23 protein-coding genes are annotated in these 26,239 nt (G+C 69.7%); 12 read left to right on the top strand and 11 right to left on the bottom strand.

Going from position 1 to position 26,239, the window contains the following annotated elements; genetic code table 11:
- Nucleotide 1: 1 nt before the first annotated feature.
- The 5 genes from ABD164_RS02985 to ABD164_RS03005 form a co-directional block, all read right to left on the bottom strand.
- Nucleotides 2-1,030, bottom strand: a complete 1,029-nt coding sequence (locus tag ABD164_RS02985) for a DUF2804 domain-containing protein (protein ID WP_344293225.1) — start codon at nucleotides 1,028-1,030, stop codon at nucleotides 2-4.
- A gap of 145 nt (nucleotides 1,031-1,175) precedes the next feature.
- Nucleotides 1,176-4,016 (bottom strand): immune inhibitor A domain-containing protein, encoded by a 2,841-nt coding sequence (locus ABD164_RS02990; protein ID WP_344293227.1) that lies wholly within the window; start codon nucleotides 4,014-4,016, stop codon nucleotides 1,176-1,178.
- A gap of 376 nt (nucleotides 4,017-4,392) precedes the next feature.
- On the bottom strand, nucleotides 4,393-5,067 hold the full coding sequence (locus tag ABD164_RS02995) for an HAD hydrolase-like protein (RefSeq protein WP_344293229.1): 675 nt from the start codon (nucleotides 5,065-5,067) through the stop codon (nucleotides 4,393-4,395).
- A gap of 101 nt (nucleotides 5,068-5,168) precedes the next feature.
- On the bottom strand, nucleotides 5,169-5,864 hold the full coding sequence (gene nucS, locus ABD164_RS03000; RefSeq protein ID WP_344293232.1) for an endonuclease NucS: 696 nt from the start codon (nucleotides 5,862-5,864) through the stop codon (nucleotides 5,169-5,171).
- An 89-nt stretch (nucleotides 5,865-5,953) separates the two neighbouring features.
- The gene (locus ABD164_RS03005; RefSeq protein ID WP_344293234.1) at nucleotides 5,954-7,204 is read right to left on the bottom strand and encodes an MFS transporter; all 1,251 of its coding nucleotides are present in this window, start codon (nucleotides 7,202-7,204) and stop codon (nucleotides 5,954-5,956) included.
- 423 nt (nucleotides 7,205-7,627) lie between these two features.
- On the opposite strand from ABD164_RS03005, the gene tdh reads away from it, so the two are divergent.
- From tdh to ABD164_RS03020, 3 genes are all read left to right on the top strand, one after another.
- On the top strand, nucleotides 7,628-8,671 hold the full coding sequence (gene tdh, locus ABD164_RS03010; protein WP_344293391.1) for an L-threonine 3-dehydrogenase: 1,044 nt from the start codon (nucleotides 7,628-7,630) through the stop codon (nucleotides 8,669-8,671).
- A 2-nt stretch (nucleotides 8,672-8,673) separates the two neighbouring features.
- Nucleotides 8,674-9,864, top strand: coding sequence for a glycine C-acetyltransferase (locus tag ABD164_RS03015; RefSeq protein WP_344293236.1), 1,191 nt, complete (start codon nucleotides 8,674-8,676; stop codon nucleotides 9,862-9,864).
- A gap of 231 nt (nucleotides 9,865-10,095) precedes the next feature.
- Complete coding sequence (locus ABD164_RS03020; protein ID WP_344293238.1) at nucleotides 10,096-11,181, top strand: LacI family DNA-binding transcriptional regulator; 1,086 nt, start codon at nucleotides 10,096-10,098, stop codon at nucleotides 11,179-11,181.
- A gap of 27 nt (nucleotides 11,182-11,208) precedes the next feature.
- Here the strand turns inward: ABD164_RS03020 and ABD164_RS03025 are convergent, their stop codons facing one another.
- Nucleotides 11,209-11,724: a redoxin family protein gene (locus ABD164_RS03025; protein WP_344293240.1), complete on the bottom strand. Its 516-nt coding sequence runs from the start codon at nucleotides 11,722-11,724 to the stop codon at nucleotides 11,209-11,211.
- A gap of 28 nt (nucleotides 11,725-11,752) precedes the next feature.
- Here ABD164_RS03025 and ABD164_RS03030 point away from each other — a divergent pair, with 28 nt between their 5' ends.
- The gene (locus ABD164_RS03030; protein ID WP_344293242.1) at nucleotides 11,753-12,226 is read left to right on the top strand and encodes a MarR family winged helix-turn-helix transcriptional regulator; all 474 of its coding nucleotides are present in this window, start codon (nucleotides 11,753-11,755) and stop codon (nucleotides 12,224-12,226) included.
- A 42-nt stretch (nucleotides 12,227-12,268) separates the two neighbouring features.
- Here the strand turns inward: ABD164_RS03030 and ABD164_RS03035 are convergent, their stop codons facing one another.
- Nucleotides 12,269-13,018: an SDR family oxidoreductase gene (locus tag ABD164_RS03035; RefSeq protein ID WP_344293244.1), complete on the bottom strand. Its 750-nt coding sequence runs from the start codon at nucleotides 13,016-13,018 to the stop codon at nucleotides 12,269-12,271.
- Between the two features lie 12 nt (nucleotides 13,019-13,030).
- Nucleotides 13,031-14,362, bottom strand: coding sequence for an MATE family efflux transporter (locus tag ABD164_RS03040; RefSeq protein ID WP_344293246.1), 1,332 nt, complete (start codon nucleotides 14,360-14,362; stop codon nucleotides 13,031-13,033).
- Between the two features lie 194 nt (nucleotides 14,363-14,556).
- On the opposite strand from ABD164_RS03040, the gene ABD164_RS03045 reads away from it, so the two are divergent.
- The 4 genes from ABD164_RS03045 (at nucleotide 14,557) to ABD164_RS03060 (ending at nucleotide 19,814) form a co-directional block, all read left to right on the top strand.
- Nucleotides 14,557-15,897 carry a TrkH family potassium uptake protein gene (locus ABD164_RS03045; RefSeq protein WP_344293249.1) on the top strand — a complete coding sequence of 447 codons (1,341 nt, stop codon included), beginning with the start codon at nucleotides 14,557-14,559 and terminating at the stop codon, nucleotides 15,895-15,897.
- A complete protein-coding gene (locus ABD164_RS03050) occupies nucleotides 15,890-16,588 on the top strand; it encodes a potassium channel family protein (RefSeq protein WP_344293251.1) in 699 nt (232 codons plus the stop codon). The genes ABD164_RS03045 and ABD164_RS03050 overlap by 8 nt, the downstream gene beginning before the upstream one ends.
- Nucleotides 16,589-16,622: 34 nt before the next feature.
- A complete protein-coding gene (locus tag ABD164_RS03055) occupies nucleotides 16,623-18,689 on the top strand; it encodes a M13 family metallopeptidase (protein WP_344293253.1) in 2,067 nt (688 codons plus the stop codon).
- 216 nt (nucleotides 18,690-18,905) lie between these two features.
- The gene (locus ABD164_RS03060) at nucleotides 18,906-19,814 is read left to right on the top strand and encodes a serine hydrolase (protein WP_344293255.1); all 909 of its coding nucleotides are present in this window, start codon (nucleotides 18,906-18,908) and stop codon (nucleotides 19,812-19,814) included.
- A gap of 245 nt (nucleotides 19,815-20,059) precedes the next feature.
- On the opposite strand, the gene ABD164_RS03065 is transcribed toward ABD164_RS03060, so the two are convergent.
- Together ABD164_RS03065 and ABD164_RS03070 are read right to left on the bottom strand one after the other, a co-directional pair.
- The gene (locus tag ABD164_RS03065) at nucleotides 20,060-20,791 is read right to left on the bottom strand and encodes an esterase/lipase family protein (RefSeq protein ID WP_344293257.1); all 732 of its coding nucleotides are present in this window, start codon (nucleotides 20,789-20,791) and stop codon (nucleotides 20,060-20,062) included.
- Nucleotides 20,792-20,878: 87 nt separating this feature from the next.
- Nucleotides 20,879-21,286 carry an NUDIX domain-containing protein gene (locus ABD164_RS03070; protein ID WP_344293259.1) on the bottom strand — a complete coding sequence of 136 codons (408 nt, stop codon included), beginning with the start codon at nucleotides 21,284-21,286 and terminating at the stop codon, nucleotides 20,879-20,881.
- A 77-nt stretch (nucleotides 21,287-21,363) separates the two neighbouring features.
- Between ABD164_RS03070 and ABD164_RS03075 the strand changes: the two genes are divergently transcribed.
- The 4 genes from ABD164_RS03075 (at nucleotide 21,364) to ABD164_RS03090 (ending at nucleotide 25,568) form a co-directional block, all read left to right on the top strand.
- A complete protein-coding gene (locus tag ABD164_RS03075) occupies nucleotides 21,364-22,668 on the top strand; it encodes an alpha-hydroxy-acid oxidizing protein (protein WP_344293261.1) in 1,305 nt (434 codons plus the stop codon).
- Nucleotides 22,669-22,759: 91 nt separating this feature from the next.
- Nucleotides 22,760-24,145 (top strand): glycine--tRNA ligase, encoded by a 1,386-nt coding sequence (locus tag ABD164_RS03080; protein WP_344293263.1) that lies wholly within the window; start codon nucleotides 22,760-22,762, stop codon nucleotides 24,143-24,145.
- Nucleotides 24,146-24,309: 164 nt separating this feature from the next.
- The gene (locus tag ABD164_RS03085; RefSeq protein WP_344293265.1) at nucleotides 24,310-24,828 is read left to right on the top strand and encodes a thioredoxin family protein; all 519 of its coding nucleotides are present in this window, start codon (nucleotides 24,310-24,312) and stop codon (nucleotides 24,826-24,828) included.
- Nucleotides 24,828-25,568, top strand: a complete 741-nt coding sequence (locus tag ABD164_RS03090) for a cytochrome c biogenesis CcdA family protein (RefSeq protein WP_344293267.1) — start codon at nucleotides 24,828-24,830, stop codon at nucleotides 25,566-25,568. Before ABD164_RS03085 ends, ABD164_RS03090 begins: the two co-directional genes overlap by 1 nt.
- Nucleotides 25,569-25,656: 88 nt before the next feature.
- Here ABD164_RS03090 and ABD164_RS03095 read toward each other — a convergent pair whose 3' ends face one another.
- Nucleotides 25,657-26,109 (bottom strand): hypothetical protein, encoded by a 453-nt coding sequence (locus ABD164_RS03095; protein WP_344293269.1) that lies wholly within the window; start codon nucleotides 26,107-26,109, stop codon nucleotides 25,657-25,659.
- Nucleotides 26,110-26,239: the final 130 nt, after the last annotated feature.

The raw sequence follows: 26,239 nt of genomic DNA on the forward strand, positions 1-26,239 counted from the left end.
GCTACCAGCGCTGGCGCACGTACTCGGCCCATCCGGTGAGCGCCTCGACGGTGATCACCTCGCCCGAGTCGGCGGTCACCACGCCCCGGTAGGTGCCGAAGCACTGGTGGGTCTCGGAGTGGATGACCCCGAGCGCGGTCTTCGAGAAGCGGTCGTGGAACGGCTCGAACCGCAGGTCGACCCGGTCGCCGGTGATCGACCAGGTTCGAAGCCAGTCGGCGTCGTCGAAACGCCATTCGAGTTCGCCGCCGAGCTTGTGCACCCGGCCGTCGAGCGTCAGGGCGTTCTCGGTGCTGCCCGTGCCGTCGGTCCACAGGCCGCCGAGCTGCAACCCGATCGTGCGCCCGTGTTCGCGACCCGACCCCGCGCCCCAGTGCCAGTTCATGCGGTACGGCCAGCGGCCCCTGCCGTGGTCGAGCGTCGCCCAGCTCTCGCCGGCGGGCAGCTGGTGCACGACCCCGTCGATCGTGATGGTGCCGACGGCCGGTCGGGCGACGTCTTTCACCGTGTACTGGAAGCGACGGTCGTTCCACGGGACGACGACGCCCATCGCCTCGTGGCCGTCCGGGCGTTCGGCGAGCACGTCGACCTGCGCCCGGGCCGTCGTCGCACGGATGCGCGTGCCGCCGATCTCCTCGGCGATCACGGTCTCGATTCCGGGCACCGACGCGGTCGCGGGGCCATCGCCGAGCGAACCGGGAAGCGAGACGCCGCGTGAGAGGGGGGTGATGGCACCCAGGTCGACTTCGGCGAGCGTTCGGCGATCGAGCACCCACACCTGGCTGAGCGTCGCGTAGTCGAGCATCGCCACCGTTACGGCGGCGATGACTTCGGGCGTGGTGATCGCCCAGTACTCCCACCGCTTGTTGCGGAGCCGGCCCGTGCGCCCGTGCCCGATGCCCGAGGTGTCGTGCAGGGGTGTGCGCGTCCAGCCGACGGCGTCGGGGTTCAGCGTTCCGTCGGGGCGGGTCAGGGCGACCGGCACGGTGATCTCGCGTTCGTGCGTCAGTCGGGCTGCGGCGTCGTTCACGCCCTACCTCTCTTCATGTCGCCCCGCCGCCAGTGTAGGGGAGCAGCGATGCGGAACGCGACGAGGCGGAACGCGACGAGGCGGAACGCGACGAGGCGCCGACCCCAGGAGGGGCCGACGTCTCGTCGGTCGCGTTGCTCGGTGATCAGCCCGCGGTGGGCGGAGTGATCTCGATGAGCGCGGCGCGGTTGCCGTCCATTGCCTTCTTGACCTTGACGACCGTGCCGTAGCCCACGCCCGAGTCGGCGGGGTCGCCCGAGCCGAACGGACCGAGGCCGATGTCGAGGCCGTCGTACGCCGGGAGGCGGTTGCCCTCGAGGTCGTACAGCGGCGTCGTGTACAGCGCGTTGCCGATCGACGGGATGGCCGTCGAGGCGTCGCGGTCACGGTAGAACAGCGCACCGTCGGACTCGCGCAGCGCGAATCCGGGCACCCAGCCCTGGTCGTCGGTGAAGGTGCTCACCGGCTCCTGGGCCGCGATGTCGGTGCAGTACTCGGTCAGCGCGGCGTCGGTGATGCACTCCGTGAAGGGGTACGTCTTCGTGAGGCCGAACGCCGCGTTCGAGGACTGCGCACGCGACGGCATGATGTTCAGCGTCGACGGGTCGACCTCGGCCGCCGCACCGGTGCGCTGCAGCGGGTTGAAGTGGCTGTCGACGATCAACAGGCCACCCTTCGCGCCGTAGCTCGGCAGTGCCGCCTCGTTCGTCGTGATCTGGTTCGAGCTGCCGTACGTCGTGTCGCGGTACCAGACGAGGGCGCCCGGCGCGTTGTACGCGAGCTTCTCGACCTTCCACGCACCGGCGCTGTACACCGAGTTGTAGGCGTACTTGAGGCCCTCGTCGAAGCCGTCGAAGTTGCGCCACTCGACCAGGTAGTACTGCGCCTTGACCGAGGTGCCGGTGTCGGTGCGCCAGCCCGGGCCGGTCGTCGTCGTGAACGACGCGACCTCGGTCGTCCAGCCGTTGTCACCGGTCTCGACGTCGTCGCTCCACGTGGTCTGGCCGCCGCCGGTCACCGCGAAGTCGTCGCTGAACCAGCCGCGGTCCTGGTACGCGGCGTCCGTGGCGAGGCGCAGGCGCACCTGCACTGTGTCACCGGCGTACGACGACAGGTCGATGTAGTGGTGCGCCCAGCCGTGCGAGTCACCCGTGAGACCGTATTTCTTGTTGCCGTAGTCGGCCATGCGGCCGTTCGGGTCGGCGTAGCCGTCGACCGTCGAGACCTCGGCACCGTCCTCGCCGTAGACCTTCTGCTCGGTCCAGGTCGCGCCGCCGTCGGCCGAGACCTCGACGAAGCCGTAGTCCCAGTCGGCCTCGATCACGTAGTTGTTCCACATCCAGAACTTGGCGTCCTGGGCGTTCGGCACGTCGACCGTGCGGCCGAGCCGCAGGTCGGCCCAGTCCTGGTCGGCCCCGGTGTACCACATGTTCTCGCCGCTGTGCGGCTGCGCGAGGGTGATCACCTTGTCGGGCAGGTTGATCTTGACGCCGTCTTCGGTGCCCTTCTTCGGCCGCGAGTTCTGGCCGACCTTCACGGCCGCCGTGTCGTCGCCGGGGTTCACGACGACGGGGTCCGCCCAGCCGAGCACCCACTTGTCCCAGAGGCCCATGTGCGTGGGCATCGACTGGAAGATCGGTCCGGAGTGAGAGCCCGACGACATGAGGTCCCAGAAGTCGACATCGGAGTCGCCGACACCCGAGGTGTCGTACAGGTCGGGCAGGCCGAGGTCGTGGCCGTACTCGTGCGCGAACACGCCGACGCCCGAGTCCTCAGGCTGCACGATGTAGTTCGAGAGCTGCAGGTCGGTGCCGGGGATGTCGGCGCCGCCGGCGACCGCCGACGAGTGGGCCCAGAGGGCGTAAGTGCCCTCGGCGCCGCCGCCGCCCGACTTGTCTTCGCCGGCGTGCACGAGCACGACGTGGTCGATCACGCCGTCGGGCTCGAGCACGTTGCCGTCGCCGTCGCGGTCGCCCTGGTCCTCGATGTCGTAGTCGGCCCACGGGAAGTCGGGCTGAGCCTCGGCGAGCGCCGCGACCGCGTCGATGGGCAGCTGGCCCGGGCCGAGCGGGTTGTCGGGGTGGCCCTGCATGTCCTGGATGGCGCCGGCCTCGTAGACGCCCGCCTCGTTCTGGAAGCAGAGGCTCGCGCCGTACCAGGCCTCGGAGTGGGGCACCGTGATCCACGGGGTCGCCTCGCCGGTCACCGTGTAGGCGCCATGCGACATCTCTTCGTACATGGCCTTCATGGTGTAGCCCGAGATGTCGAATCCGGGCTTGCCATCAGGGCCGGTGAGGTCGGTGCGCACGCGCTCGGTGATGCCCTCGTCAGTGAAGAGCATCTTGTTGAAGTGCTCCGACGAGAAGTCCTCGAGCCACATCGAGTTGTTGTCTTCGAGTTCGTAGTCGGCGGGGTTCGGAATGTTGTTGTGCAGCGGCCCGCTCTGCACCTCGCCGGGCTTGCAGTCGGTCGCACCGAACTCGGTCGGCACCTGTACGCCCGAGAAGTCGTCGTTCGCGTTCTCGTTGAACTCGACGAGGATCGTCAGCAGCTTCGCCTCTTGCGTCGTCTTCGACTGCTTGAGCTGCTTCTGTTTGATCTCCTTGGGGCTCTGGCCGGTCTCGATGGACTTCGACTCGAGCTTCGCGAGCCCCTGGGCCGCGATCGGGTTGCCCTGCCCGAACTTGCGGTCGAGCGCGTCGGCTTTGGCGATGGCCGCATTCGCGTCGACTGCCGCTTCCGAGCCCGCGACGGCCTTGCCGTTCACGTCGACCCCGACCTCTTCGTCGGTGCCGAATGCCTCTTCGGCGCGCGGAGCGACGTAGTTCATGTAGTACTCGGAATCGCTGATCACCGGCGGCGACACCGGCGACTCAGCGGCGACCGCAGTGCTCGCTCCGAACGCCACCAGACCGGTGGCGGCGAGTGCGAACACTGGAATTGCCGCGACCGCGCGCTTGCGCGCGCGGGGCGTGAATCCAGACATGCTTCTCCCTTCGAATGCCCAGCGGAGGTGACCGCGGGACACGCACGGCGCCCGCCGGTAGACGGACGTAAACGGCATCCTGCCCCGAACAGGGGGGTCGAGGGAAGCCCAAATGGAGAATTCTTGCGTGAGGATGCCTCAGTAAAGGCCGTGATCAAGCACAACCTGCGTGATCACGCCTGAAAACGCTCGAATCTGCGAAGATCGTGGCGGAAATCCGCGTTGGCGGCGATGCGACACCGGCGCAAGCGCGGTCGGGGTCACGTCACGAGCAGGCGAGACGGATGACCCGGCCCGCAGCCGCGGCATCCGCTCGCACTCACAGCGCCGAGCAGGCGTGGATGACCCGGCACGGACCCCGGGACATCCGCTCGCGCTAACCGAGCAGCAGGTTGCGCAGTTGGTCGGCCGAGTGCACCACGGCGAGGGCGTCGCCGGCCTCGGCGGGCGAACCGTAACCCCACTCGACGAGGATCGTCGGCACGCCGTTGGCGAGCGCACCGAGTGTGTCGTAGCCACGGTCGCCGACCATCACCGAGTTCTCGGTGTCGACGCCGGCGACCTGCAGGCCTCGTAGGGCGTGCGCGACGACGTCGGCCTTCGTGCTGCGCTCTTCGTCTTCGCTTGCGCCGGCGATGACGGTGAAGTACTGGGTCAGGTCGTTGTGTTCGAGTACCGCACGAGCCATCGACTCGGGCTTCGAGGTCGCGAGCGCGATCGGAACCCCAGCGGCGTGCAGCCGCGCGAGCACTCCGGCGACGCCGGGGAAGACGGGTGATGCGAGCAGGCGCTCGCCGTAGTGGTCGCGGTAGACGCCGAGCGCCCGCCAGGCCTCGGCGTCGGTGAAGCCGGCGGTCATGCGCAGGCTGTCGAGCAGCGGCGGGCCCACGTAGGAGCGCAGGACGTCGTCGGCGGGGACGGGGAGCCCCAGCTCGGTGAAGGCGTGCTCGAGGGACGCCATGATGTCGGTCGCGGAATCGACGATCGTGCCGTCGAGGTCGAAGAGCACGGCCGACCACGTACGGGTGGGGGTGAGGGTCGGGGAAGTCACCGTGACATCATATGGGCCGCCACCGCACATCGGCTGTGTTGCGGCTGGGCGACTTCTGGGCGGCTTCCGCACACGACCGGACACCACTTGGGCCCACGCCGTCAGAAGAGCCGCGCATGCCCGTCGTCGACACCGCGCATGGCGTCGTAGTCGAGCACGAGGCAGCGGATACCCCGGTCTTCAGCCAGGGTGCGGGCCTGGGGCTTGATCTCCTGTGCGGCGAACACCCCGGTCACGGGCGCAATGCGCGGGTCGCGGTTCATGAGCTCGAGGTAGCGCGTGAGCTGCTCGACGCCGTCGATGTCACCGCGCCGCTTGAGCTCGACGGCGACGCTCGAACCCGAGGGGTCGATCGCGAGGATGTCAACCGGACCGATCGCCGTCATGTACTCGCGACGCACGAGCCGGTGGCCCTCGCCGAGCAGTTCGATCTGCTCGGCGAGCAGCTTCTGCAGGTGCGCCTCGACGCCGTCCTTGACGAGCCCCGGGTCGATGCCGAGCTCGTGAGACGAGTCGTGCAGCACCTCGTGGATCGACACGATGAGCTCGTCGGCGGTCTTCTGGTGCACGACGTTCCAGATCTGGGTGACGCCGGCCGCGGCCTGGTCATCGTCGGGCTCGGCGGTCGTGAGGGTGCACGGCGGGCTCATCCAGTTGAGGGGCTTGTAGCTGCCGCCGTCGGAGTGCACGAGCAGGCTGCCGTCGCCCTTGACCATGAGCAGCCGGGTGGCGAGCGGCAGGTGGGCGGAGAGCCGCCCGGCGTAGTCGACGGAGCAGCGGGCGATGACGAGACGCACCCGGCGAGTCTACTTGCGCCGGCCTCCTCCCGCCTCGCCGCGCGGCGTACCACCCCCGGAACCGAAGCGGTGCGGATGGGTGGGCCAGTTCAGTGGCGCGCTCGCGGGCCCGTTCGCTCACGAGCCGCGGGCGCCGCGAGCCCCGCCAGTGCCATCAGTCCGAGCAGCAGGACGAGACCGTTGAGGATCCCGAACACCTCGCCGAGGAACCCGATGAGGGGCGGGCCCACCAGGAACGCGCAGTACCCGATCATGGCGACTGCGCTGACGCGAGCCGCGGCATCCGCTCGGTCTGGAACGTCGGCCGCAGCCGACATGCCGACCGGGAACGCGAGCGAGCAGCCGATGCCCCAGAGCACCGTGCCTGCGACGATGAGCCACGGCTCGCTCGCGAAGATGAACAGCGCGAGGCCGACGACGCCGATGATCGACATGCTCCGCAGCATCGCGACGCGGCCGAACCGGTCGATGAACGGTCCGCCGGCGACGCGGGCGCTCGTGATGGCGATCGTGAACACCGTGAACATGGCCGCGCCGGCGGTCTGGTCGAGGCCGTGCCCGTCGACGGCGGCGATGGCCAGCCAGTCGTTGGCGCTGCCCTCGGCGAACGACATGCCGAGCATGACGACGCCGATGAGCAGCAGTCGCGGGTCGGCCCAGACGCGCAGGCTGCGCCGCAGTCGAACACCCCACGGCTCGCGCGCCGTGTCGGTGTGCGGGTCGTCGCCCAGTTCTTCACGCACCGGCACGAACCGCACGGCGATGATCGCCGTCACCGCGATGAGTGCGGCGATGATCGCGAGGTGCGTCCACACCGGCAGTGCGATTGCGGATGCCGCGACCGCGAGCACCGCGCCGGCGACGGTGCCGAAGCTGAAGAACGCGTGCATGAGCGGCATCACGGTTTTGCCGAGCTCGCGTTCGGCTTCGGCCCCCTCGACGTTCATCATGACGTCGACCGAGCCGTTGCCGAATCCGAACAACGCGAGGCCGACGACGACGAGCGTCACCGACGGCGCGATGGAACCTCCGATGCCGATCAGCACGAGTCCCGCCGAGACGAGCAGGAGCACCCCCGACATGCCGAGCCGGGCACCGAAGCGGGCCATGATCCAGGGTGCGCCGATGAGCCCGAGGACCGAGCTGATCGACATCGCGAGGATCACGAGGCCCACGCCCTGCGTGCTGACGCCGATCTCGTCGCGGATCGCCGGAAGCCGCGCGACCCAGCTCGCGAGGCTCAATCCCGACAGGAAGAAGATCGTGAAGATCGCGTTGCGCCACCCGACGAGTTCGCGGGTCGGGCGCGCGGCGGCGGTCGGCTGCGGGGTTTCGGTCATGCTGGCTGCTTCTGGGGTCGGATTCTTCGCGTGGGGTGCGACCGCCAGGCGGCGGATGCCGAGGTATCGAATCGATTCGATTCTCGTTCGAACACTTTATCGACGTGGGGATTCGCCCGCAAGCCACTGCCGGGCGCCCGAGATCGCACCAATCGTCCCGCATCCGCGCGTGGCGCTTGCGGGACGCAGGAAAGCCGCGCCGCATCTTCGGCGATCGCCACAACTTCGGAGCGAATCCTCGCTCCCTCTCCGAAATCGTGGTGATCTCCGCAGTGGCGGTGGGCCCGCCCGCGGCGCCCGCCACCGCCGACCTCACTTCGCGCCGATACGATGGCTGAGTCATCCGGCACACCCACCGGACCACCCGCACGCGCCGCCGCACCCAGCGATTCGTGCGCCGAAGACAATGGAGTTCTCGACGAGATGAAGGCCCTCTACAAACCCGCCCCCGGCGCAGGACTCGAGTACGTCGACCGGCCAGAGCCCGAGCCGGGCCCCGCCGAGGTGAAGATCCGGGTGCTGCGCACGGGCATCTGCGGCACCGACCTGCACATCGAGAAGTGGGACGACTGGGCGGCGTCGACGATCGCCGCGCCGCTCGTTCCCGGCCATGAGTTCTACGGTGAGGTCGTCGAGGTCGGCGAACTCGTGCATGACGTCGCCGTCGGCGACCACGTGTCGGGCGAGGGGCATGTCGTCTGCGGCATGTGCCGCAACTGCCGCGCGGGGCGTCGCCAGATGTGCATCCGCACCCAGGGCCTCGGCCTGCACCGCGACGGCGCGTTCGCCGAGTACGTCGTGCTGCCCGGCGAGAACGTGTGGGTGCACCACTCGCCCGTCGATCCCGAGGTCGGCGCGATCTTCGACCCGTTCGGCAACGCCGTGCACACCGCCCTCGCGTTCTCGGTCGTCGGCGAAGACGTGCTCGTCACGGGTTGCGGCCCGATCGGCCTGATGTCGATCGCCGTCGCGCGCCACGTCGGCGCGCGCTTCATCGTCGCCTCCGACGTGTCGCCGGCGCGGCTCGAGCTCGCGCTCGCCATGGGCGCCGACGCCGTCGTCGACGTCTCGAGCGAACGCATCGCCGACGTGCAGCCGCGGCTCGGCATGCGCGAGGGCTTCGACGTCGGCTTCGAGATGAGCGGGTCGCCTCGCGCGTTGCCCGAGATGATCGAGAACATGAATCACGGCGGTCGGATGGCCCTGCTCGGCCTTCCCGCCGAGCCGTACGCCGTCGAGTGGGGCAAGGTGGTCACCCACATGCTCACCCTCAAGGGCATCTACGGTCGCGAGATGTTCGAGACGTGGAACTCGATGAGCGCGATGCTGCAGACGAGTTCGCAGCTGCGGTCGCGGGTGGCCTCGATCATCAGCGACCGCTACCCCGCGCGTGAGTGGCGCGCGGCGTTCGACGCGGCCGCCTCTGGCGGCGTCGGCAAGGTCATCCTCGACTGGACGGAGCTCTGAGCATGTACGCAGATGTGAAGGCGCAGCTTCGCGCCGAACTCGACGAGATCGAGGCCGCGGGCCTCACCAAGCGCGAGCGCGGCATCCACGGCCCGCAATCATCGCAGATCGAGGTCGCCGGGCGCGAAGTGCTGAACTTCTGCGCCAACAACTACCTCGGGCTCGCGAACGACCCGCGCATCGTCGAAGCTGCGCACCGCGGCCTCGACGAGTGGGGCTACGGTCTCGCGAGCGTGCGGTTCATCTGCGGCACGCAAGAGCTGCACCTCGAACTCGAGCGCCGGGTGTCGGCGTTCCTCGGCTACGACGACACGATCCTGTTCTCGTCGTGCTTCGACGCGAACGGCGGGGTGTTCGAGGTGCTCTTCGGCGCCGAAGACGCGATCATCAGCGACGAGCTCAACCACGCGTCGATCATCGACGGAATCCGCCTGTCGAAGGCCGCCCGCTATCGATACAAGAACCGAGACATGGCAGACCTCGAGGCGCAACTCGTCGCGGCGGCGGGTGCGCGCCGCCGCGTGATCGTCACCGACGGGGTCTTCTCGATGGACGGCTACATCGCCCCGCTCGCCGACATCTGCGACCTCGCCGACAAGCACCACGCCCTTGTCTTCGTCGACGACTCGCACGCCGTGGGCTTCGTGGGTTCGAACGGACGCGGCACGCCCGAGTACTGCGGCGTCGAGGGCCGGGTCGACATCACGACCGGCACGTTCGGCAAGGCCCTCGGCGGAGCATCCGGCGGTTACGTGGCCGCACGCGCTGAGATCGTGGCGCTGCTGCGTCAGCGCGCTCGGCCGTACCTCTTCTCGAACACGCTCGCGCCGGCCATCGTCGCGGGCACGTTGCAGGCGCTCGAGCTGCTCGAGTCGTCGGGGTCGCTGCGCGAGAAGCTGCAGGCGAACGCGGCACTGTTCCGTTCGCTCATGGAGGCCGAGGGGTTCGACCTGCTGCCCGGTGAGCACGCGATCGTGCCGGTCATGTTCGGGGACGCCGCGCTCACGGCGCGCATCGCCGATGCGCTGCAGGCGCGCGGGGTGTACGTGACGGCGTTCTCGTACCCGGTGGTGCCGAAGGGCAAAGCGCGCATCCGCGTGCAACTCTCGGCGGCCCATTCAGGCGACGAGATCCGTCGCTGCGTCGAGGCGTTCGCTGCGGCCCGCGACGAGGTGGCCGCGGCGGCCGAGTAGGCGCTTCGCGGCGCGACCCCAGTTGGGACATCCGCTCGTCCTTGCCGCTCGCCCGCGCCCTCGCACGCCCCTCGCACAACTCAGGAGAATCGGCCCCACCCCCGCCCAGGCCGGGGGATGGGGCCCATTCTCCTGACCTGCGGCGGCCGGGAGCGAGTTCGCCGACGCTCGGCGCGCATCGGTGAAAGCATTCCGGGCCTGCTCGAATCGATTCGGCCTAGAATCGGGCGCATGCAGTCCGATGCGCCCGCACGCCCCACGCTCGCCGACGTCGCGGCCCGCGCCGGCGTGTCGGCATCGACCGCCTCGCTCGCGTTCAGCGGTTCGGGTCCCGTTTCGGATGCCACGAAGGAGCGCGTGCTCGCCGCCGCCGCCGACCTCGGCTACGCAGGACCCGATCCTCGCGCCCGGTCACTGCGCCGCGGACGCTCGGGCATCGTCGGCGTCGTGCTCGAGGAGCGGGTGCGGGCTGCGTTCCTCGATCCGGTGAAGATCCAGATGCTCGACGGCATCACCGAGGGCATCGCCCCGCTCGGCGCGGGCCTGCTGCTGCTCACCGACACGGGCGAGGCGGGCGGCAACGCCGTCGGCATCGAGAGCGCGCCGGTCGACGCGGTCGTGCTCGTGGGTTGCAGCCCGCGGCTCGGCGTCGCCGTCGAGGTGCTGCGCCGGCGCGGCATCCCAGCGGTCGCCATCGAGGGCGCGGCAGGCGAGGGCGTTCCCCAGATCTCGATCGACAACCGCGCAGCGACGAGGCGGGGCGCCGAATACCTGCGCGAACTGGGGCATGCGGATGTCGCGCTCGTGACACTCCCGTTCGACGCAGACCGCACCCGTGGCCCGCTGACTGTCGAGCTGATCGCCGCGAGCACCGCCGACACCGCGAGCGAGCGGCTCGCCGGCGCGCGCGAGGTGTTCCCGGACGCCACGGGACGCGCCGCGGCCGCGAGCTCGATCGAAGAGGGCCGCGAGGCCGGGCTCGCCCTGCTGGCCGACCCGGCGACCCGCCCGAGCGCGGTCATCGCCCAGAGCGACCTGCTGGCCGCCGGGGTCATCAACGCCGCAGAAGAACTGGGCATCGCCGTGCCCGCCGAGCTCAGCGTGCTCGGATTCGACGGCATCCGCGTCGACGGATTGCAGCACGACCTCACGACCCTCGCTCAGCCCTCGGTGTCGAAGGGCCGCGCCGCGGGCGAGGCGGTCGTGCAGCTGCTCGCCGGAGAGCCGGGGGAGTCGGTGTGCTTCACGAGCACCCTGCACGTCGGCGACACGACCGCCGTGCCCCATCCGGCTCGTGCATCGCGCGCGACTCGCTGACTCGGCAGGCCCCACGACCGCCGACGCTCAGGCGAGCGCGGCTCGGACCTCTCGCGAGGAGAAGCTCGACGTGGGCAGCGCGCTCGTCCTCGCCGAGATCACGTGACCCGTCGGGTCGAGGACGAAGGTGCCGCTGTGCTGGAGGAAGAGGAACCTGCCGAGTCCGATCGATGAATGCTGCGCTCCGGAGGCGAGGACGGGCAGTGATGTGCGGCGGGCCACCGCGGCGGCTTCCGACGCTCCGCCCGGTGTGACGACGATCGCCACCGCATCGGCGAGTGCGCCGCGCTCGGCGAGCCGCTCGAGCTCCCGGATGTGCGAGTGGCAGACGGGGCACGTGTGGCTCCGCATGAAGAACACGACAGCCGAGCGCCCCGCGATGACATTCGACAGCGGATGCGATTCGCCGCGCGCGTCGACGAGGTCGAGGTCGGGCAACCGCGTGCCTTTCGCAGGGATCGCAATGTCTGTCATGTCCTGGTCCGTTCTGAGATGATGGGGTGGCAGGGATAAGGCAATCGCCTTGCCTTTATTGTCAACCACATTGCCTAATCTGTCAATGGAGTTGCCTATGTACGGGGATGCGCTGCGGGAGTTCGCCGCGGCGAGTGGCGATGGCGTGGCGCAACTGCTCGCCCGCGCCTCGGGCATGACGATGGGCAGGCTGCTTCACCGGCTCGCCGAGATGGGACATTCGTCGGTGCGGATGGCGCACGTCGCCGTCTTCTCGAGCCTCGATCCCGATGGCACTCGCATCAGCGACCTCGCGGCCCGGGCGGGCATCAGCCGTCAGGCGATGAGCGTCCTCGTGCGTGACCTCGAGGCGTCGGGATACGTTCGGAGCGCTCCCGACCCCTCCGACCGCCGCGCGATCATCGTCGAACTCGATCGACTTGGCGCGGAATTCTGTCGGGCAGCCGTCGTCGCCTCGGCAGAGCTCGACACCGATGCCGAAGCGACGGTCGGAGGCGCCGAGCTCGAACAGGTTCGCCAGGCGCTCAAGGCCATCATCGGCAGCGCGGCGACTGGACCTTCGACCCGTTGAGCTCGGATGCGCCGCGGGCGAGCCCGAGGCGCGGTGCACGAGTCAGGCGCGCGTTCCGTGGCGCTCGGCCAGGAAGTCGGCGAAGGTCTGGCTTGCGGAGGCGGGACCCGGCACGAGGTTGTATCCGGCCGAGTAGCCGGCGAAGACCCGACCGGGGAGCGAAACGGGCACGATCCTGCGCTGCACCGATGCCGCGCGCTCCCATTGCCGCGCGAGGTCGACCGCCGGCAGTTGCTCGGGACCGCCGATGTCGGGAACGCGACCCGCGGCCTCCGCGACGGCGAGCTCGGCCAAGCGCGTTGCGACGTCCTCGGTCGCGATCGGCTGGAACGAGAAGCTCGGCGCGAAGACGACCGGCAGATGACGCTGCATGCTGAACAGCCTTGCGACGAGGTCGTGGAACTGCGTCGCCCGCAGGATCGTGTGCGGCACGCCCGACGACGCGAGCAGCTGCTCGATCGCGAGCTTCTCGCGGTAGTAGCCGAGCGAGATGCGGTCGACGCCCACGATCGACATGTAGATCACATGACGGACGCCGGCGGACCGGCACGCCTCGAGCAGGGTGCGTGTCAGCGCGACGTCGCCTCGGCCGTTGCGTGTGGCGAGGTGCAGCACGGTGTCGATGCCGTCGACCGCCTGGCGGATGCCGACGCCGGTGCGCAGGTCGCCGACAGCGTGGCCTTCGCCCTCGCGGCGGCTCAGCACCCGCACGTCATGTCCGTCGGTTCGAAGCCGCGCGACCGTCGGGAGGCCGAGCTTGCCGGAGCCGCCGGTGACGAGGAGTGCGGTCATGGTCGTCTCCTTTCAGGCGGGCGCGCCCGTCACCATCCAAGCCGAACCGCGCGCCCGCAGCCAGAGCGTGACGGCCCGCGCTGCGAGGTACCCGATCGCGAACGCCGCCATGAGCCATGCCGGCCCGGCCGCGCCCGGCGGTGCGACGGCGACGACCCACAGCGCGAGCGGCACGAACACGGCGAGGTTGACGAGGCCCGTCCAGGCGAGGTAGCGCGCATCGCCGGCGCCGATGAGCACGCCGTCGAGCACGAACACGAGCCCGCCGAGCGGCGCCGAGAGCCCGAGCACGACGAGCGTCGGCGGCAGCAGCGCCTGCACCCCGGCAGAGCTCGTGAAGAGCGCGGGCAGCACCCACGCCGTCGCGATGACGAGTGCCCCGACCACCACGCCGCCGCCGACGCCCCATTGCAGGCAGCGTCGCAGCACGGCCCGCACCCGGGCGACGTCGCCCGCACCGAGTCCGAGCCCGACGAGCGCCTGCGCGGCGATCGCCAGAGCGTCGAGCGCGAACCCGATCGTGAAGTAGAGCGTGATCGCGACCTGGAACGCGGCCAGTTCGTCGGATCCGAGCGACGTCGCCGCCCAGGTGGCGAGCAGCAGCGCCGCTCGAAGGCTCGCGGTGCGCAGGAACAGCCATCCGCCGGACCGCGCCCCGCGCAGCACCCCTGCATGATGCGGCCAGGGGCTCGCCCCTTCGCGCGCGGCATGGCGCGCGACCACCACGAGATACACGAGCACCATGCCCCACTGCGCCACGACCGTGCCCCACGCCGACCCGGCGATTCCCCACCCGAGCACGTAGATGAACACGTAGTTCAGCGCGATGTTGGCGGCGAACCCGATGCCGGCGACCCACAGCGGCGTGCGCGTGTCTTGCAGGCCGCGCAGCAGCCCCGTCGCTGCGAAGACGACGAGCATGGCGGGCAGCCCGGCCATCGAGATCGAGAGATACACGGATGCCTCAGCGGCGACGTCGCTCGCGGCGCCGAACACCCCCACCAGCAGGGGAGCGGCGAACCAGCCCGCGACGGCGAGCACCGCGCCGAGGCCGAGCGCGAGCCAGAGCCCGTCGATGCCCGCAGCGACTGCGCCGCGGCGATCGCCGGTTCCGACCCTACGGGCGACGGCGGGCGTCGTCGCATAGGCGAGGAACACCATGAGCCCGATGATGGTCTGCAGGATCGCGCTCGCCAGCCCGAGCCCCGCGAGCGGCGTCGCGCCGAGGTGGCCGATCATCGCCGTGTCGGCGAGCAGGAACAGCGGCTCGGCGATGAGCGCGCCGAGGGCGGGCACCGCGAGCCGCAGGATGTCGCGGTCGACGGAACGGGTTGCATCGGTCATGCTCATGTCGCCTCGAGCCTATTCGCGCCCACCGACGGTGAATCGCGGGGCTTCGTGCGATTCGACGACGTGCAGACCCGTCGCGGGGCGGGCGTCGGCGAGCGCGGGTCGCGGCATCCGTTCGCGCGGTCGACCGCCATGCGGCATAGTGTTGCGTCGTGAGTACCGGTGCGCGGTTGCGGCCAGGGCGACGGATGTCCCGTGGCAGTGCCGCTCGACTGCACCCCGAGCAGGCCGTCGTGGTCGGTTTCGGCGGCGCCATACTCGTGGGCACTGTGCTGCTGATGCTGCCGATCTCGACTGCGGCGGGCGAGTCGCCGTCATTCGTCGATGCGCTCTTCACCGCGACCTCTGCGGTCTGCGTGACGGGCCTCACCGTGCTCGACACCCCGACGTTCTGGAGTCCGTTCGGGCAGGTCGTCATCATGCTGCTGATCCAGCTCGGCGGGCTCGGCATCATGATCTTCGCCGCGCTGATCGGCCTGCTGCTCGCGCGCCGCATGTCGGTGCGGTCGCGGTTGAACACCGTGAGCGAGGCGAAGGCGGTGGGGTACGACGACGTGCGCGGGCTCGTGCGCGGCATCGTGCTGATCTCGCTCACGATCGAGGCGGCGACGTTCGTGCTGCTGTTCCCGCGGTTCCTGCTGGGATACGGCTACGGGGTGGGCGAGGCGGCGTGGCATGCCGCGTTCCACTCGGTGTCGTCGTTCAACAACGCGGGTTTCGCGCTGTACACCGACAACCTCATCGGGTTCGTGAGCGACCCGTGGATCTGCCTGCCGATGGCGGGTGCGATCATCCTCGGCGGGCTCGGGTTCCCCGTGATCATGCAGCTGCGCAAGGAGTTCACGCGGCCCCTGCACTGGACGATGAACACCAAGCTCGTGCTGACCGGCACGGTGACCCTGCTCGTCGCCGGCACCGTCTACATCACCGCGCTCGAATGGAACAACCCCGACACGCTCGGCGCGCTCGACCCCGCCGCCCGGGTGCTCGCGGGGTTCTTCCACTCGGTGCAGACCCGCACGGCGGGCTTCAACGCGGTCGACATCGGCCTGATGCACGACGAGACCTGGCTCGGCATGGACGTGCTGATGTTCATCGGCGGCGGGCCGGCCGGAACCGCAGGTGGCATCAAGGTGACGACGTTCGCGGTGCTGTTCTTCATCATGATGACCGAGCTGCGCGGCGAGGGCGCCGTGAACATCTTCGGCAAGCGCCTCTCGCGGGCGGTGCACCGTCAGGCGATCACCGTCGTGCTCATCGCCGTCGCGGCGGTCGTGATCGCGACGGTGCTGCTGATGATCATCACCGGGCTCGACCTCGACCGGCTGCTCTTCGAGGCGGTATCGGCGTTCGGAACGGTCGGACTTTCGACGGGAATCACTCCCGGCCTGCCCGACGCAGCGAAGGTCATCCTCGTGCTGCTCATGTTCCTCGGCCGGCTCGGCCCGTTGACCCTCGGTTCGGCGATCGCACTCCGCGATCGCCGCATCCTCTACGAATACCCGAAGGAGAGGCCCGCAATTGGCTAGATTCGCGATCTTCGGCACCGACACGTCGCGGCGCATCGCCGAGGCCGACTCGGTCGCCGTCATCGGCCTCGGCCGGTTCGGCAGTTCGCTGGCGCTCGAGCTCATGGCCGGCGGCACCGAAGTGCTCGGCATCGATGTCGACGAAGACCTCGTGCAGGCGCTGAACGGCCAGCTCACGCAGGTCGTGCGCGCGGACTCCACGAAGGAGGAAGCCCTTCGTCAACTCGCCATCGACGAGTTCGACCGCGTCGTCGTCGCGATCGGCGACGACATCTCGGCGTCGATTCTCACGTGCTCGGTGCTGCTGAGTCTCAAGATCCCGGTGATCTGGGCGAAGGTCGGCGATGATCGCCACGGCCTCATCCTCGAGCAGCTCGGTGTGAATCACGTCATCTACCCCGAGAAGGACATGGGTCGCAAGGTCGCGCACCTCGTGCGTGGCGCCGCGCAGGACTATGTCGAGATCGAGCGTGGTTACGTGATCGTGAAGGCGTCGCCGCCCGCCCGACTCTGCGGCATACCGCTCGGCACCACCGGACTGCGCAAGGAGTTCGGCGTGACGGTGGCCGCCTACAAGCACCCCGGGGCCGAGTGGACCAATGCAGACGCCGACACGGTGCTCAGCCCCGACGACACGATCCTGATCGTCGGTCCGACGCGGAAGGCCGAGGGGTTCGCCCAGCTTCGCTGAGCTGCGTGTCGCCTGCCGCGCTTAGGCTGTTCGAATGACCGACGTCGCATTGCCCTCAGGAATCCAGCACGACGAGCTCGACCAAGCCGTGCGGCCGCAGGACGACCTGTTCCGCCACGTCAACGGCAGGTGGATCGAGCGCACCGAGATCCCCGCCGACAAGGCCAGGTACGGTTCGTTCCTCGTGCTGCACGAAGAGGCCGAGCAGGCAGTGCGCGAGATCATCGAAGAGGCGCAGCAGGCCGAGCCCGGCACCGAGGCGCGCAAGGTCGGCGACCTGTACGCGAGCTTCATGAACGAGCAGCACGCCGAGCTGCTCGGCGCCACGCCGATCGCCGCGCAGCTCATGGAGGTGTCGCTGGTCGACTCGGTCGAGTCCCTGCTCGAGATCCTCGGCCGCCTCGAGCGTCAGGGCGTCACCGGGTTCGCCCAACTCTTCGTCGACAACGACCCCGGTGATCCCGAGCGCTATCTCGTCTTCGTCGAGCAGGGCGGCATCGGCCTGCCCGACGAGAGCTATTTCCGCGAAGAGCGGTTCGCCGGCATCCGCACCGCCTACAACTCCCACCTCGAGCGCATGTTCGGCCTGGCGCGGCTCGCCGACCCGGCCGACCGGGCCGTGCGGGTCTTCGACCTCGAGACCGCGATCGCCGCCGCCCACTGGGACAACGTGGCGTCGCGCGACAGCGAGAAGACCTACAACCTCACCGGGTGGAACGACGTCGTCGCCGCGTCATCCGTCGACCTGAACCTGTGGCGTGACGCCATGGGCGTGCCGGCCGGCGCCTTCGACGAGCTCGTCGTGCGCCAGCCCTCGTTCGTGACCGGTCTCGGCGCGCTGCTCACCGAAGACCGGCTCGCCGCGTGGAAGGACTGGCTGGCCTGGCAGGTCATCCGCTCGAGCGCCGCCTACCTCTCGAACGACTTCGTCGAGGCGAACTTCGACTTCTACGGTCGCACCCTCACCGGCACCCCGCAGATGCGCGAGCGCTGGAAGCGCGGCGTCTCGCTCGTCGAGGGCGCCATGGGCGAGGCGGTCGGCCACATCTACGTCGAGCGGCACTTCCCGCCCGCGGCGAAAGAAGAGATGGACGAGCTGGTCGCCAACCTCGTCGAGGCCTACCGCCAGTCGATCGACGCCCTCGATTGGATGGGCGAGAAGACCCGCGCCCGCGCGCTCGACAAGCTCGCGAAGTTCACGCCCAAGATCGGCTTCCCGGTGAAGTGGCGCGACTACTCGAGCCTCGAGATCGACGCCTCCGACCTCGTCGGCAATGTGCGGGCGACCGCCGAGTTCGAGTTCAATCGCGAGCTGGGCAAGATCGGCAGGCCGATCGACCGCGACGAGTGGTTCATGACCCCGCAGACCATCAACGCCTACTACAACCCCGGGTTCAACGAGATCGTGTTCCCCGCGGCGATCCTGCAGTACCCGTTCTTCACGCCCGAGCGCGACGCGGCAGCGAACTACGGCGCGATCGGCGCGGTCATCGGCCACGAGATCGGGCACGGCTTCGACGACCAGGGGTCGAAGTACGACGGCGACGGCCGCCTCACCGACTGGTGGACCGAAGACGACCGCGCCGCGTTCGAGCAGCGCACGAAGGCGCTCATCGCCCAGTTCGATGCGCTGGTTCCGGCGCAACTCGCCGATGGCGCGGCGGTCGACGACGACGCAGCCGACGACGCAGCCGACGCCTCCGTCGAGACGGGCGATACGAGCGGGTCCGATGTCCCGTCCGCGACATCCGCTCATCACGTGAACGGTGCCCTCACGATCGGTGAGAACATCGGCGACCTGGGCGGTCTCGCGATCGCGTGGAAGGCGTACGTGCTCTCACTCGGCGGGTCGGTCGACGAGGCGCCCGTCATCGACGGGCTCACCGCGGCGCAGCGCTTCTTCCTGTCGTGGGCGCAGGCCTGGCAGATGAAGGGTCGCGACGAAGAGGTAATCCGCCTGCTCGCGATCGATCCGCACTCGCCCAACGAGTTCCGATGCAACCAGATCGTGCGCAACATCGACGAGTTCTACTCGGCGTTCGACGTGAACGAGGGCGATGAGCTCTGGCTCACCCCGGCCGAGCGCGTGACCATCTGGTAGGGGTCGTCCCGCCGCGCCGGTCGTGCGTCAGCGGTGGCGCCGACGCGACATACACTGGCTTGGGAGTGATTCCCGATCCCGCCCTCCGACCATCGTGTCGAGCGGTGACGATCCGGGTTTCGACCGCAATGCAAGAGTCCAGTCCATCCTTCTCGAGCGCGCCGCGGGCAGCGGTGGGGGAGCGCCGAGCCCCCAGAGGAAGAGCGTGCAAACACCGTGGTGACGTCGTCGCAGGGTTCCGAGCGCCGCGCACGACACACCAGCTTCCGTCACGGCCGTCACCGCACCGAAGAGGCGAACGAGGACTTCACGCGCGGCTTCAACGCCCTCGGTGAGCTCGCGCTCGCGGGTGTGCAGGTGTCTGCCCGGGCGACCGACCTCGCCACGGGCAAGGTGCTGTTCTCGGTCGACGACCACGTGGTCATGCCCACGGCATCGATCGGTAAGGTGCTGCTGCTCGTCGAGGTGGCGTCGCGGCTGGTCGGCACGGGCGCCGAGGCGTTCACCGTGCTCGAGCGCGATCCGCGCGACGCCGTCGGCGACTCGGGCATCTGGCAGCACCTGCAGTCGTCGTCGCTGCCCATCGCCGATCTCGCCGCACTCGTCGGCGCCACGAGCGACAACCTCGCCACGAACGTGCTCATCCGCCACATCGGCCTCGAGTCGGTGCGCGCCCGCACCGAGACACTCGGGCTCACCCGCACCGCGCTGCTCGACCTCGTGCGCGACCACCGCGGCCCAGACGACGCCCCGCAGCTCTCGATCGGGTCGGCGAAAGAGCTCACGTGGCTCTTCGCATCGCTGGCCCGCGGCGAGATCGTGTCGCCCGAGGTGTCGCAGCGCGTCGTCGGTTGGCTCTCGCTCAACGCCGACCTGTCGATGGTGGCCTCGGCATTCGGGCTCGACCCGCTCGCGCACCGCGCACCCGATCACAGCGTGCTGCTCATGAACAAGACCGGCACCGACCAGGGCGTGCGCAGCGAGGTCGGCGTGCTGCGTGGGCCGCGGGCGAGCGTGTCGTACGCCGTGTCGATGTACTACGCCGACACGATGCTCTCGTCGCGTCTCGCGGTACTCGACGGCATGCGCCAGGTGGGCAGCGACCTGCTCGAGTTCGTGCACTGAGCCGAGACCACGGCGCCAGTCGCGGCATCCGCGTGCGCGCCCACGCCACGCCGCGCGCCCGCAGGGATCGAGTGGGCAGATATCGCCCTTCGTCCCCCCACGGGAGAGCAATCTCTGCCCACTCGACTGTCTCTGCCCGGTTGTGGCGCGCCCGCAGGGATCGAGTGGGCAGGTATCGCCCTTCATCCCCCCACTGAAGAGCAATCTCTGCCCACTCGATCTGAGCGGCGGTCGCGAGCGAGGCTTCAGGCGCTGAGACCCGCCACCCCGTCGACCACGGCGTCGATCGTCTCGGGTGCGGCCAGAATGCGGAAGTGCCCGGCCACCGGCACCTGCACGTTCATCGCTCCCTCGAGCGCGCTGCCCTCGGGCACGTGCGGATCGAACGTGCCGAACACCGACACGATGCGCGAGTTGACGGATGTCCCGTCGGCGAGCTCGACGATCGTCGGGCTGCCGGGGTCGAACTCCCGCAGCACCGGGTCGAGCAGGAACCGGGCGAGGCGCGACCCGCCGAACGGCGTTGCGACCGCGACGACCCCGCGCAACCCGATCTGCGCCGCGGCCTCGGTGAGGAGCATCCGCTTGCCGACCAGCCCGCCCTTCGAATGGGCGACGACGACCCATCCGGCCGCTGGCCGCTGCACTCGCTCGAGGGCCCGCACGGCACGGTCGGCCGTCTCGCCGATGCCGAGCAGGTTGGCGCCGAGTCCGTGCACGACGCGCACACGGTGGCCACGGGCGCACAGCGCGTCGCCGATGGGCCGCAGGAACGACCAGTGCTCGTAGACCCCCGCGAGCAGCAGCACGATGGGCCGGTCGGCGTCGCCCCGGCTCCAGGCGGCCGGCGGCTTCGGGTGCGTGATCTGCCCGAGCGCGGCGAGCTGGCGCCTCGCGGCATAGAGATAGTCGAGCGCCCACCAGCGGGCGGCATCGACGCGGGTCATCCGCAGATCGCCAACCGAATCGGTCGCCATTCCCGAAGTCTAGGGCGGAGACTCCGACACTGATGCTGATTCCGCATCAGTGACGGAGTCACCGGGATGGCATCGCCGTGCGCGCGATCAGTCGATGATTCCGGATGCCGCGAGCCGGGCCACCACCTCGGCGCCCGCCGGTGGGCAACGGTGCGCGTCGGCGGTGGTCACCCAGTGCAGCGCGTCGACCTCGGCCGAGGCGAACGGCACGGCGTCGGTCTGGGCGCGGAACACCCGCATGCGAACGAGCCGGCCGTCGGGCTCGCCGTGCGCCTGCACGACGACCTCGAAGAGCTCGTCGAGCTCGGCGGGGTCGAGCACGAGGGCGACCTCTTCGAGCGCCTCGCGTGCGGCGGCCTCGGCGGCGGTCTCACCGTCGTCGATCTTTCCGCCCGGCATGTAGTACACCGCGCGGTCGCGTGCCGTGACCATGAGCACGCGCCGGTCGCGCACGAGCGCGATCGCCGCCACGAGCAGGTCGGGCATCTGGGACATCCGTTCCACCATAGGCGGCGTCGCCGCTACGCTGGCTCGCACGTGCCGAGCACCGCCGATCGCGAAGGAGCGAGCCCATGGCCGACGACGACAACCGCGGCTACGGGCGCGCCACCCAGTCCGAGGTCTACCGGGCCGGCCTCTCGGGCACGCGCCCGGCCGTGCCGGTCGATGTCGTTGCACTCGAACGCGCCGCACGCAAGGCTGTGTCGGCCGAGGCGTTCGCGTACCTCGCGGGCGGGGCCGGAGCCGAGGCGACCATGGCGGCCAACCGCGCGGCGTTCGGCCGCTGGCAGATCTGGCCACGGGTGCTGCGCGACGTCTCGTCGCGCGACCTGTCGATCGAGCTGCTCGGCCGGCGCCGGGCGACGCCGTTCGTGCTCTCGCCCATCGGGGTCGCCGAGATGGCGCACCCCGACGCCGACGTCGCGGTCGGCCGTGCGGCGGCAGCACTCGACGTGCCGTACGTGCTGTCGAACCAGGCGTCGCGCCCGATGGAGGAGGTCGCCGCGGCGATGGGCTCGCGCTCGCGGTGGTTCCAGCTCTACTGGAGCTCCTCCGACGACCTCAACGCTTCGTTCGTGGCTCGCGCCGAGCGGGCCGGATGCGAGGCGATCGTCGTCACCCTCGACACGCACCTGCTCGGCTGGCGCACCCGCGACCTCGATGCCGCCTACCTGCCGTTCACGCGCGGACAGGGCATCGCGCAGTACACGAGCGACCCGGTGTTCGCCGAGCTCGTTCGCGAGCGGGTCGCGCGCGGCGGTGGTTCGGGCCCGCGCCCCAAGGTGACCCCCACACTGCTCGCCTCGGCGTTCGCGATCGCCCGATCGGGCGCGCACACGCGCCTCGTCGACGGCGGGGTTCGCGAGGCGCTGCGGTCGCCGTTGCCACGGGCCGCCGTCGAGACGTTCCTCGACGTGTTCAGCGACCCATCGCTCACCTGGGACTCGCTCGCGAAACTGCGCGAGTACACGTCGCTGCCGGTGCTGTTGAAGGGCATCATGCATGCCGATGACGCGGCACGGGCCCTCGACCACGGCGTCGACGGCCTCGTGGTTTCGAACCACGGCGGTCGCCAGATCGACGCATCGGTCGCGACGCTCGACGCCCTGCCGGGCGTCGTCGAGCGGGTCGGTGGCCGGGTACCCGTGATTCTCGACAGCGGGGTGCGGGGCGGAGCCGATGCGTTCACGGCACTCGCGCTCGGCGCGACCGCCGTCGGCATCGGGCGGCCCTACGCGTTCGGGCTCGCGATCGCCGGATCCGACGGGGTGCGCGAGGTGGTGCGCAACCACATCGCCGAACTCGACCTCACGATGGGCCTCGCGGGGCACCGGTCGGTCGCCGAGATCGGGCCGGACTCGCTGCGCGCGGCCTGAGCCGGGACATCCGCGCTTGCCACCGCCCGTAGGATGGTGACACCGTGTCGTTTCCGGGAATCCCCCGATCTCTAGGACCATTGGAGCCACCGTGGCCGCACCCAGCCGTCTCGAATCCGTCATCGCGCTCGCCCAGCACCGGGGCTTCGTCTTCCAGGCGGGCGAGATCTACGGCGGATCCCGCTCAGCGTGGGACTACGGCCCCCTCGGTGTCGAGCTCAAAGAGAACATCAAGAAGCAATGGTGGCGCTACATGGTCACCAGCCGTGACGACGTCGTCGGGCTCGACTCGAGCGTGATCCTGCCCAAGCAGGTGTGGGTGGCCTCGGGTCACGTCGGCGTCTTCACCGACCCGCTCGTCGAGTGCCTGCACTGCCACAAGCGGTTCCGCGAAGACCACCTGCTCGAGGCGTTCGAAGACAAGAAGGGTCGCGCGCCCGAGAACGGCATGGCCGACATCGCCTGCCCCAACTGCGGCACCCGCGGCCAGTGGACGCCGCCACGCGACTTCAACATGATGCTTCGCACCTTCCTGGGCCCTGTCGAAGATGAGGGCGGCCTGCACTACCTGCGGCCCGAGACGGCCCAGGGCATCTTCACGAACTTCGCGAACGTGCTGCAGGCTGCTCGCATGAAGCCGCCGTTCGGCATCGGGCAGATCGGCAAGTCGTTCCGCAACGAGATCACGCCGGGCAACTTCATCTTCCGCACGCGCGAGTTCGAGCAGATGGAACTCGAGTTCTTCGTCGAGCCCGGCAGCGACGACCACTGGTTCGAGTACTGGCTCGACTACCGGTGGGACTGGTACGTCGACCTCGGCATCGACCCCGAGAACCTGCGCAAGTTCGAGCACCCCGAAGACAAGCTCTCGCACTACTCGAAGCGCACCGTCGACATCGAGTACCGCTTCGGGTTCACGGGCGGCGAGTGGGGCGAGCTCGAGGGCGTCGCGAACCGCACCGACTTCGACCTCACCACGCACTCCGAGCACTCGGGCAAAGAGCTGTCGTACTTCGACCAGTCGAAGAACGAGCGGTGGATTCCCTACGTCATCGAGCCGGCGGCCGGACTCACCCGCTCGCTGATGGCGTTCCTCGTCGACGCCTACGACGTCGAAGAGGTGCCGAACGCCAAGGGCGGCGTCGACACCCGCACCGTGTTGCGCCTCGATCCGCGCCTCGCGCCCGTGAAGGCCGCGGTGCTGCCGCTGTCGCGCAACGAACGGCTCTCGCCGCTCGCGCGCGAGGTCGCCGCGTCGTTGCGCAAGCACTGGAACGTCGACTTCGACGACGCCGGCGCGATCGGCCGGCGCTACCGCCGTCAAGACGAGATCGGCACCCCGTTCTGCATCACCGTCGACTTCGACTCGCTCGACGACGACGCCGTGACGGTGCGCGATCGCGACACCATGCAGCAGCAGCGGGTGCCGCTCACCGAGCTCGAGGGGTACCTGGCCGCACGCCTCGTCGGCGCATAGTCGCGCTGGTGCCGTACGGTGCCCGTGCGGCCGCCGTGCGGTGTCGGGTGCGCCGCACGGCGTGACGTCATGAATCCGTAATCTGTCACCGGCGCGGGCCGAGCCGTGGCTCGCTAGCGTTGAAAGCAGGCGACCGTCGAGTCGTCCGCGAGCGGGAGTGGATCATGTACGCACGAACGGGCGGTGTCGTCGCAGTACTCGTGGCCGGGCTCGTGACAGCCCTGGCGCTGTCGGGCTGCGCCGGGCCGATGACCGATGCCCCGGGGGCATCCGCGTCGAGCGAGCCGACCGCCCCCGTCGAGTCGACCCCGCCGTCGACGCCCGAGGGCGGCGACGCGGCATCCGAGTCCCCGGCTGCAGCCGCGCCGGCGGCGCCGGGCGCCTACGTCGACTACACCGACGGTGCCGTCGAGACGACGGCGGGTACGAAGGCGCTGTTCTTCCACGCGAGCTGGTGCCCGCAATGCCGCGCCCTCGAAGACGACCTGAACGCGGAAGGCGTCCCCGACGGGCTCACGGTCTTCAAGGTCGACTACGACAGCCGCACCGACCTGCGCCAGCGCTACGGCGTGACCCTGCAGACGACGATCGTGTTCGTCGACGACGCCGGTGAGAAGATCTCGAGCGCCGTGCTCTACGACGAGCCGTCGGTCGCGTCGCTCGTCGCCGCGATGCCGGGCTGATGACCGTCTCACTCGTACTCGCCCTCGCCGCGGGTGTGCTCACTGTCGCCGCCCCGTGCGTGCTGCCCCTGCTGCCCGTGATCGTCGGCGGCTCGATCGTGCGCGGCGGAGACGAGCGGCGTGCCAGATGGCGCCCCTATGTCATCGCGGCGTCCCTCGCCGTGAGCGTGGTGGTGTTCACGTTGCTGCTGAAGGCGACCACCGCGCTGCTCGGCGTACCGCCGCAGGTGTGGCAGGTGATCTCGGGCGCGATCGTCATCCTGCTCGGCATCGACCTGTTGTTCCCGTCGCTGTGGGATCGAATCTCGATGGCGCTCGGGCTGCAGTCGCGCAGCGCCGCGATGCTCGACCGCTCGGTGTCTCGGCAGAGCTTCGGCGGCGACATCCTCACCGGCGCGGCCCTCGGCCCGGTGTTCAGCAGCTGCAGCCCCACCTACGCCCTGATCGTCGCGGCGGTGCTGCCGGTCTCATTCGTCGAGGGACTCGGCTACGTGGTCGCATACGCGATCGGCCTCGCCGCGATGTTGCTGCTCGTGGCCCTGCTCGGTCGTTCGCTCGTGCGCCGGCTCGGGTGGCTCGCAGACCCCCGCGGATGGTTCCGGCGCGTCGTCGGCGTCGCGTTCATCCTCGTCGGCGTCGCCGTCATCGTGGGGTTCGACAAACAGCTGCAGACGCTCATCCTCGACCTCGGCTGGTACGAGCCGATCGCACGGCTCGAGGAGCTCATCGGCGTGGGCTGAGCCGTCGCCCGAACCGCTTGGATGCCGCGCTGCGCCCGAACCGACTGGATGCCGCGCGGCACGCGCCACGCGGCATCCGTCGTTGTGGCTACCGCAGCGGAATCACCGGGCACGTGAACGACGCGACCACCCCGGTGTCGATCGCGGCACCGGCGCCGATCGCCGTCATGAGCTCGGCGTCGTAATCGAGCACGCCATCACCATCGGCGTCGCCCGCGTCGACCGCGGCCTCATATCCGCCGGGGAACGAGAGTGCGTGCACCGTCCAGCGCCCGCCGTTGTAGTCGCGGTCGCCGGGGGCGGCGGTTGCGACGTTGAGCTGCGCGCCGCCGAAGTCGTAGATGACGTCGAACGAATGCGCGGGGCCGCCGGTGCCCGAGAGGTCGTTCGGCGTCGCGACCGTGCGGTACTGCGAACCATCGACGAAGAACGCCGGGCCGGTGACGCCGCCCGCCCCCGCCGCGTTCGCCGCAGTAGGAACCAGCACGAGCGCCGCGACGGCGGCAACGGCGAGCACGGTGCGTGAGAGCAGTCGTTTCATCAGGATCTCCTTCCACCGGACGAGACCGGCTGAGCGACCGGCTGGTGGCCGGGCAGCCAGGTTGGGCTGCCCTGCAAGTTCAGCGCGCCGCGGTCGCGAACACCATGACGGCGCCCTTACCGTGTTCTTA

Source organism: Agromyces neolithicus (assembly GCF_039529735.1).
GTDB lineage: Bacteria > Actinomycetota > Actinomycetes > Actinomycetales > Microbacteriaceae > Agromyces > Agromyces neolithicus.

Bases quoted from the DNA above. Each gene is read 5' to 3' on its own strand.
- ABD164_RS03015 (WP_344293236.1), top strand. From the start codon at position 8,674: ATGTACGCAGATGTGAAGGCGCAGCTTCGCGCCGAACTCGACGAGATC.
- ABD164_RS03090 (WP_344293267.1), top strand. From the start codon at position 24,828: ATGACCGTCTCACTCGTACTCGCCCTCGCCGCGGGTGTGCTCACTGTC.
- ABD164_RS03040 (WP_344293246.1), bottom strand. From the start codon at position 14,362: ATGACCGATGCAACCCGTTCCGTCGACCGCGACATCCTGCGGCTCGCG.
- ABD164_RS03005 (WP_344293234.1), bottom strand. From the start codon at position 7,204: ATGACCGAAACCCCGCAGCCGACCGCCGCCGCGCGCCCGACCCGCGAA.
- ABD164_RS03020 (WP_344293238.1), top strand. From the start codon at position 10,096: ATGCAGTCCGATGCGCCCGCACGCCCCACGCTCGCCGACGTCGCGGCC.
- ABD164_RS02990 (WP_344293227.1), bottom strand. From the start codon at position 4,016: ATGTCTGGATTCACGCCCCGCGCGCGCAAGCGCGCGGTCGCGGCAATT.
- ABD164_RS03045 (WP_344293249.1), top strand. From the start codon at position 14,557: ATGTCCCGTGGCAGTGCCGCTCGACTGCACCCCGAGCAGGCCGTCGTG.
- ABD164_RS03055 (WP_344293253.1), top strand. From the start codon at position 16,623: ATGACCGACGTCGCATTGCCCTCAGGAATCCAGCACGACGAGCTCGAC.
- ABD164_RS03035 (WP_344293244.1), bottom strand. From the start codon at position 13,018: ATGACCGCACTCCTCGTCACCGGCGGCTCCGGCAAGCTCGGCCTCCCG.
- ABD164_RS03030 (WP_344293242.1), top strand. From the start codon at position 11,753: ATGTACGGGGATGCGCTGCGGGAGTTCGCCGCGGCGAGTGGCGATGGC.
- ABD164_RS03065 (WP_344293257.1), bottom strand. From the start codon at position 20,791: ATGGCGACCGATTCGGTTGGCGATCTGCGGATGACCCGCGTCGATGCC.
- tdh (WP_344293391.1), top strand. From the start codon at position 7,628: ATGAAGGCCCTCTACAAACCCGCCCCCGGCGCAGGACTCGAGTACGTC.
- ABD164_RS03075 (WP_344293261.1), top strand. From the start codon at position 21,364: ATGGCCGACGACGACAACCGCGGCTACGGGCGCGCCACCCAGTCCGAG.
- ABD164_RS03070 (WP_344293259.1), bottom strand. From the start codon at position 21,286: ATGTCCCAGATGCCCGACCTGCTCGTGGCGGCGATCGCGCTCGTGCGC.
- ABD164_RS03085 (WP_344293265.1), top strand. From the start codon at position 24,310: ATGTACGCACGAACGGGCGGTGTCGTCGCAGTACTCGTGGCCGGGCTC.
- ABD164_RS03095 (WP_344293269.1), bottom strand. From the start codon at position 26,109: ATGAAACGACTGCTCTCACGCACCGTGCTCGCCGTTGCCGCCGTCGCG.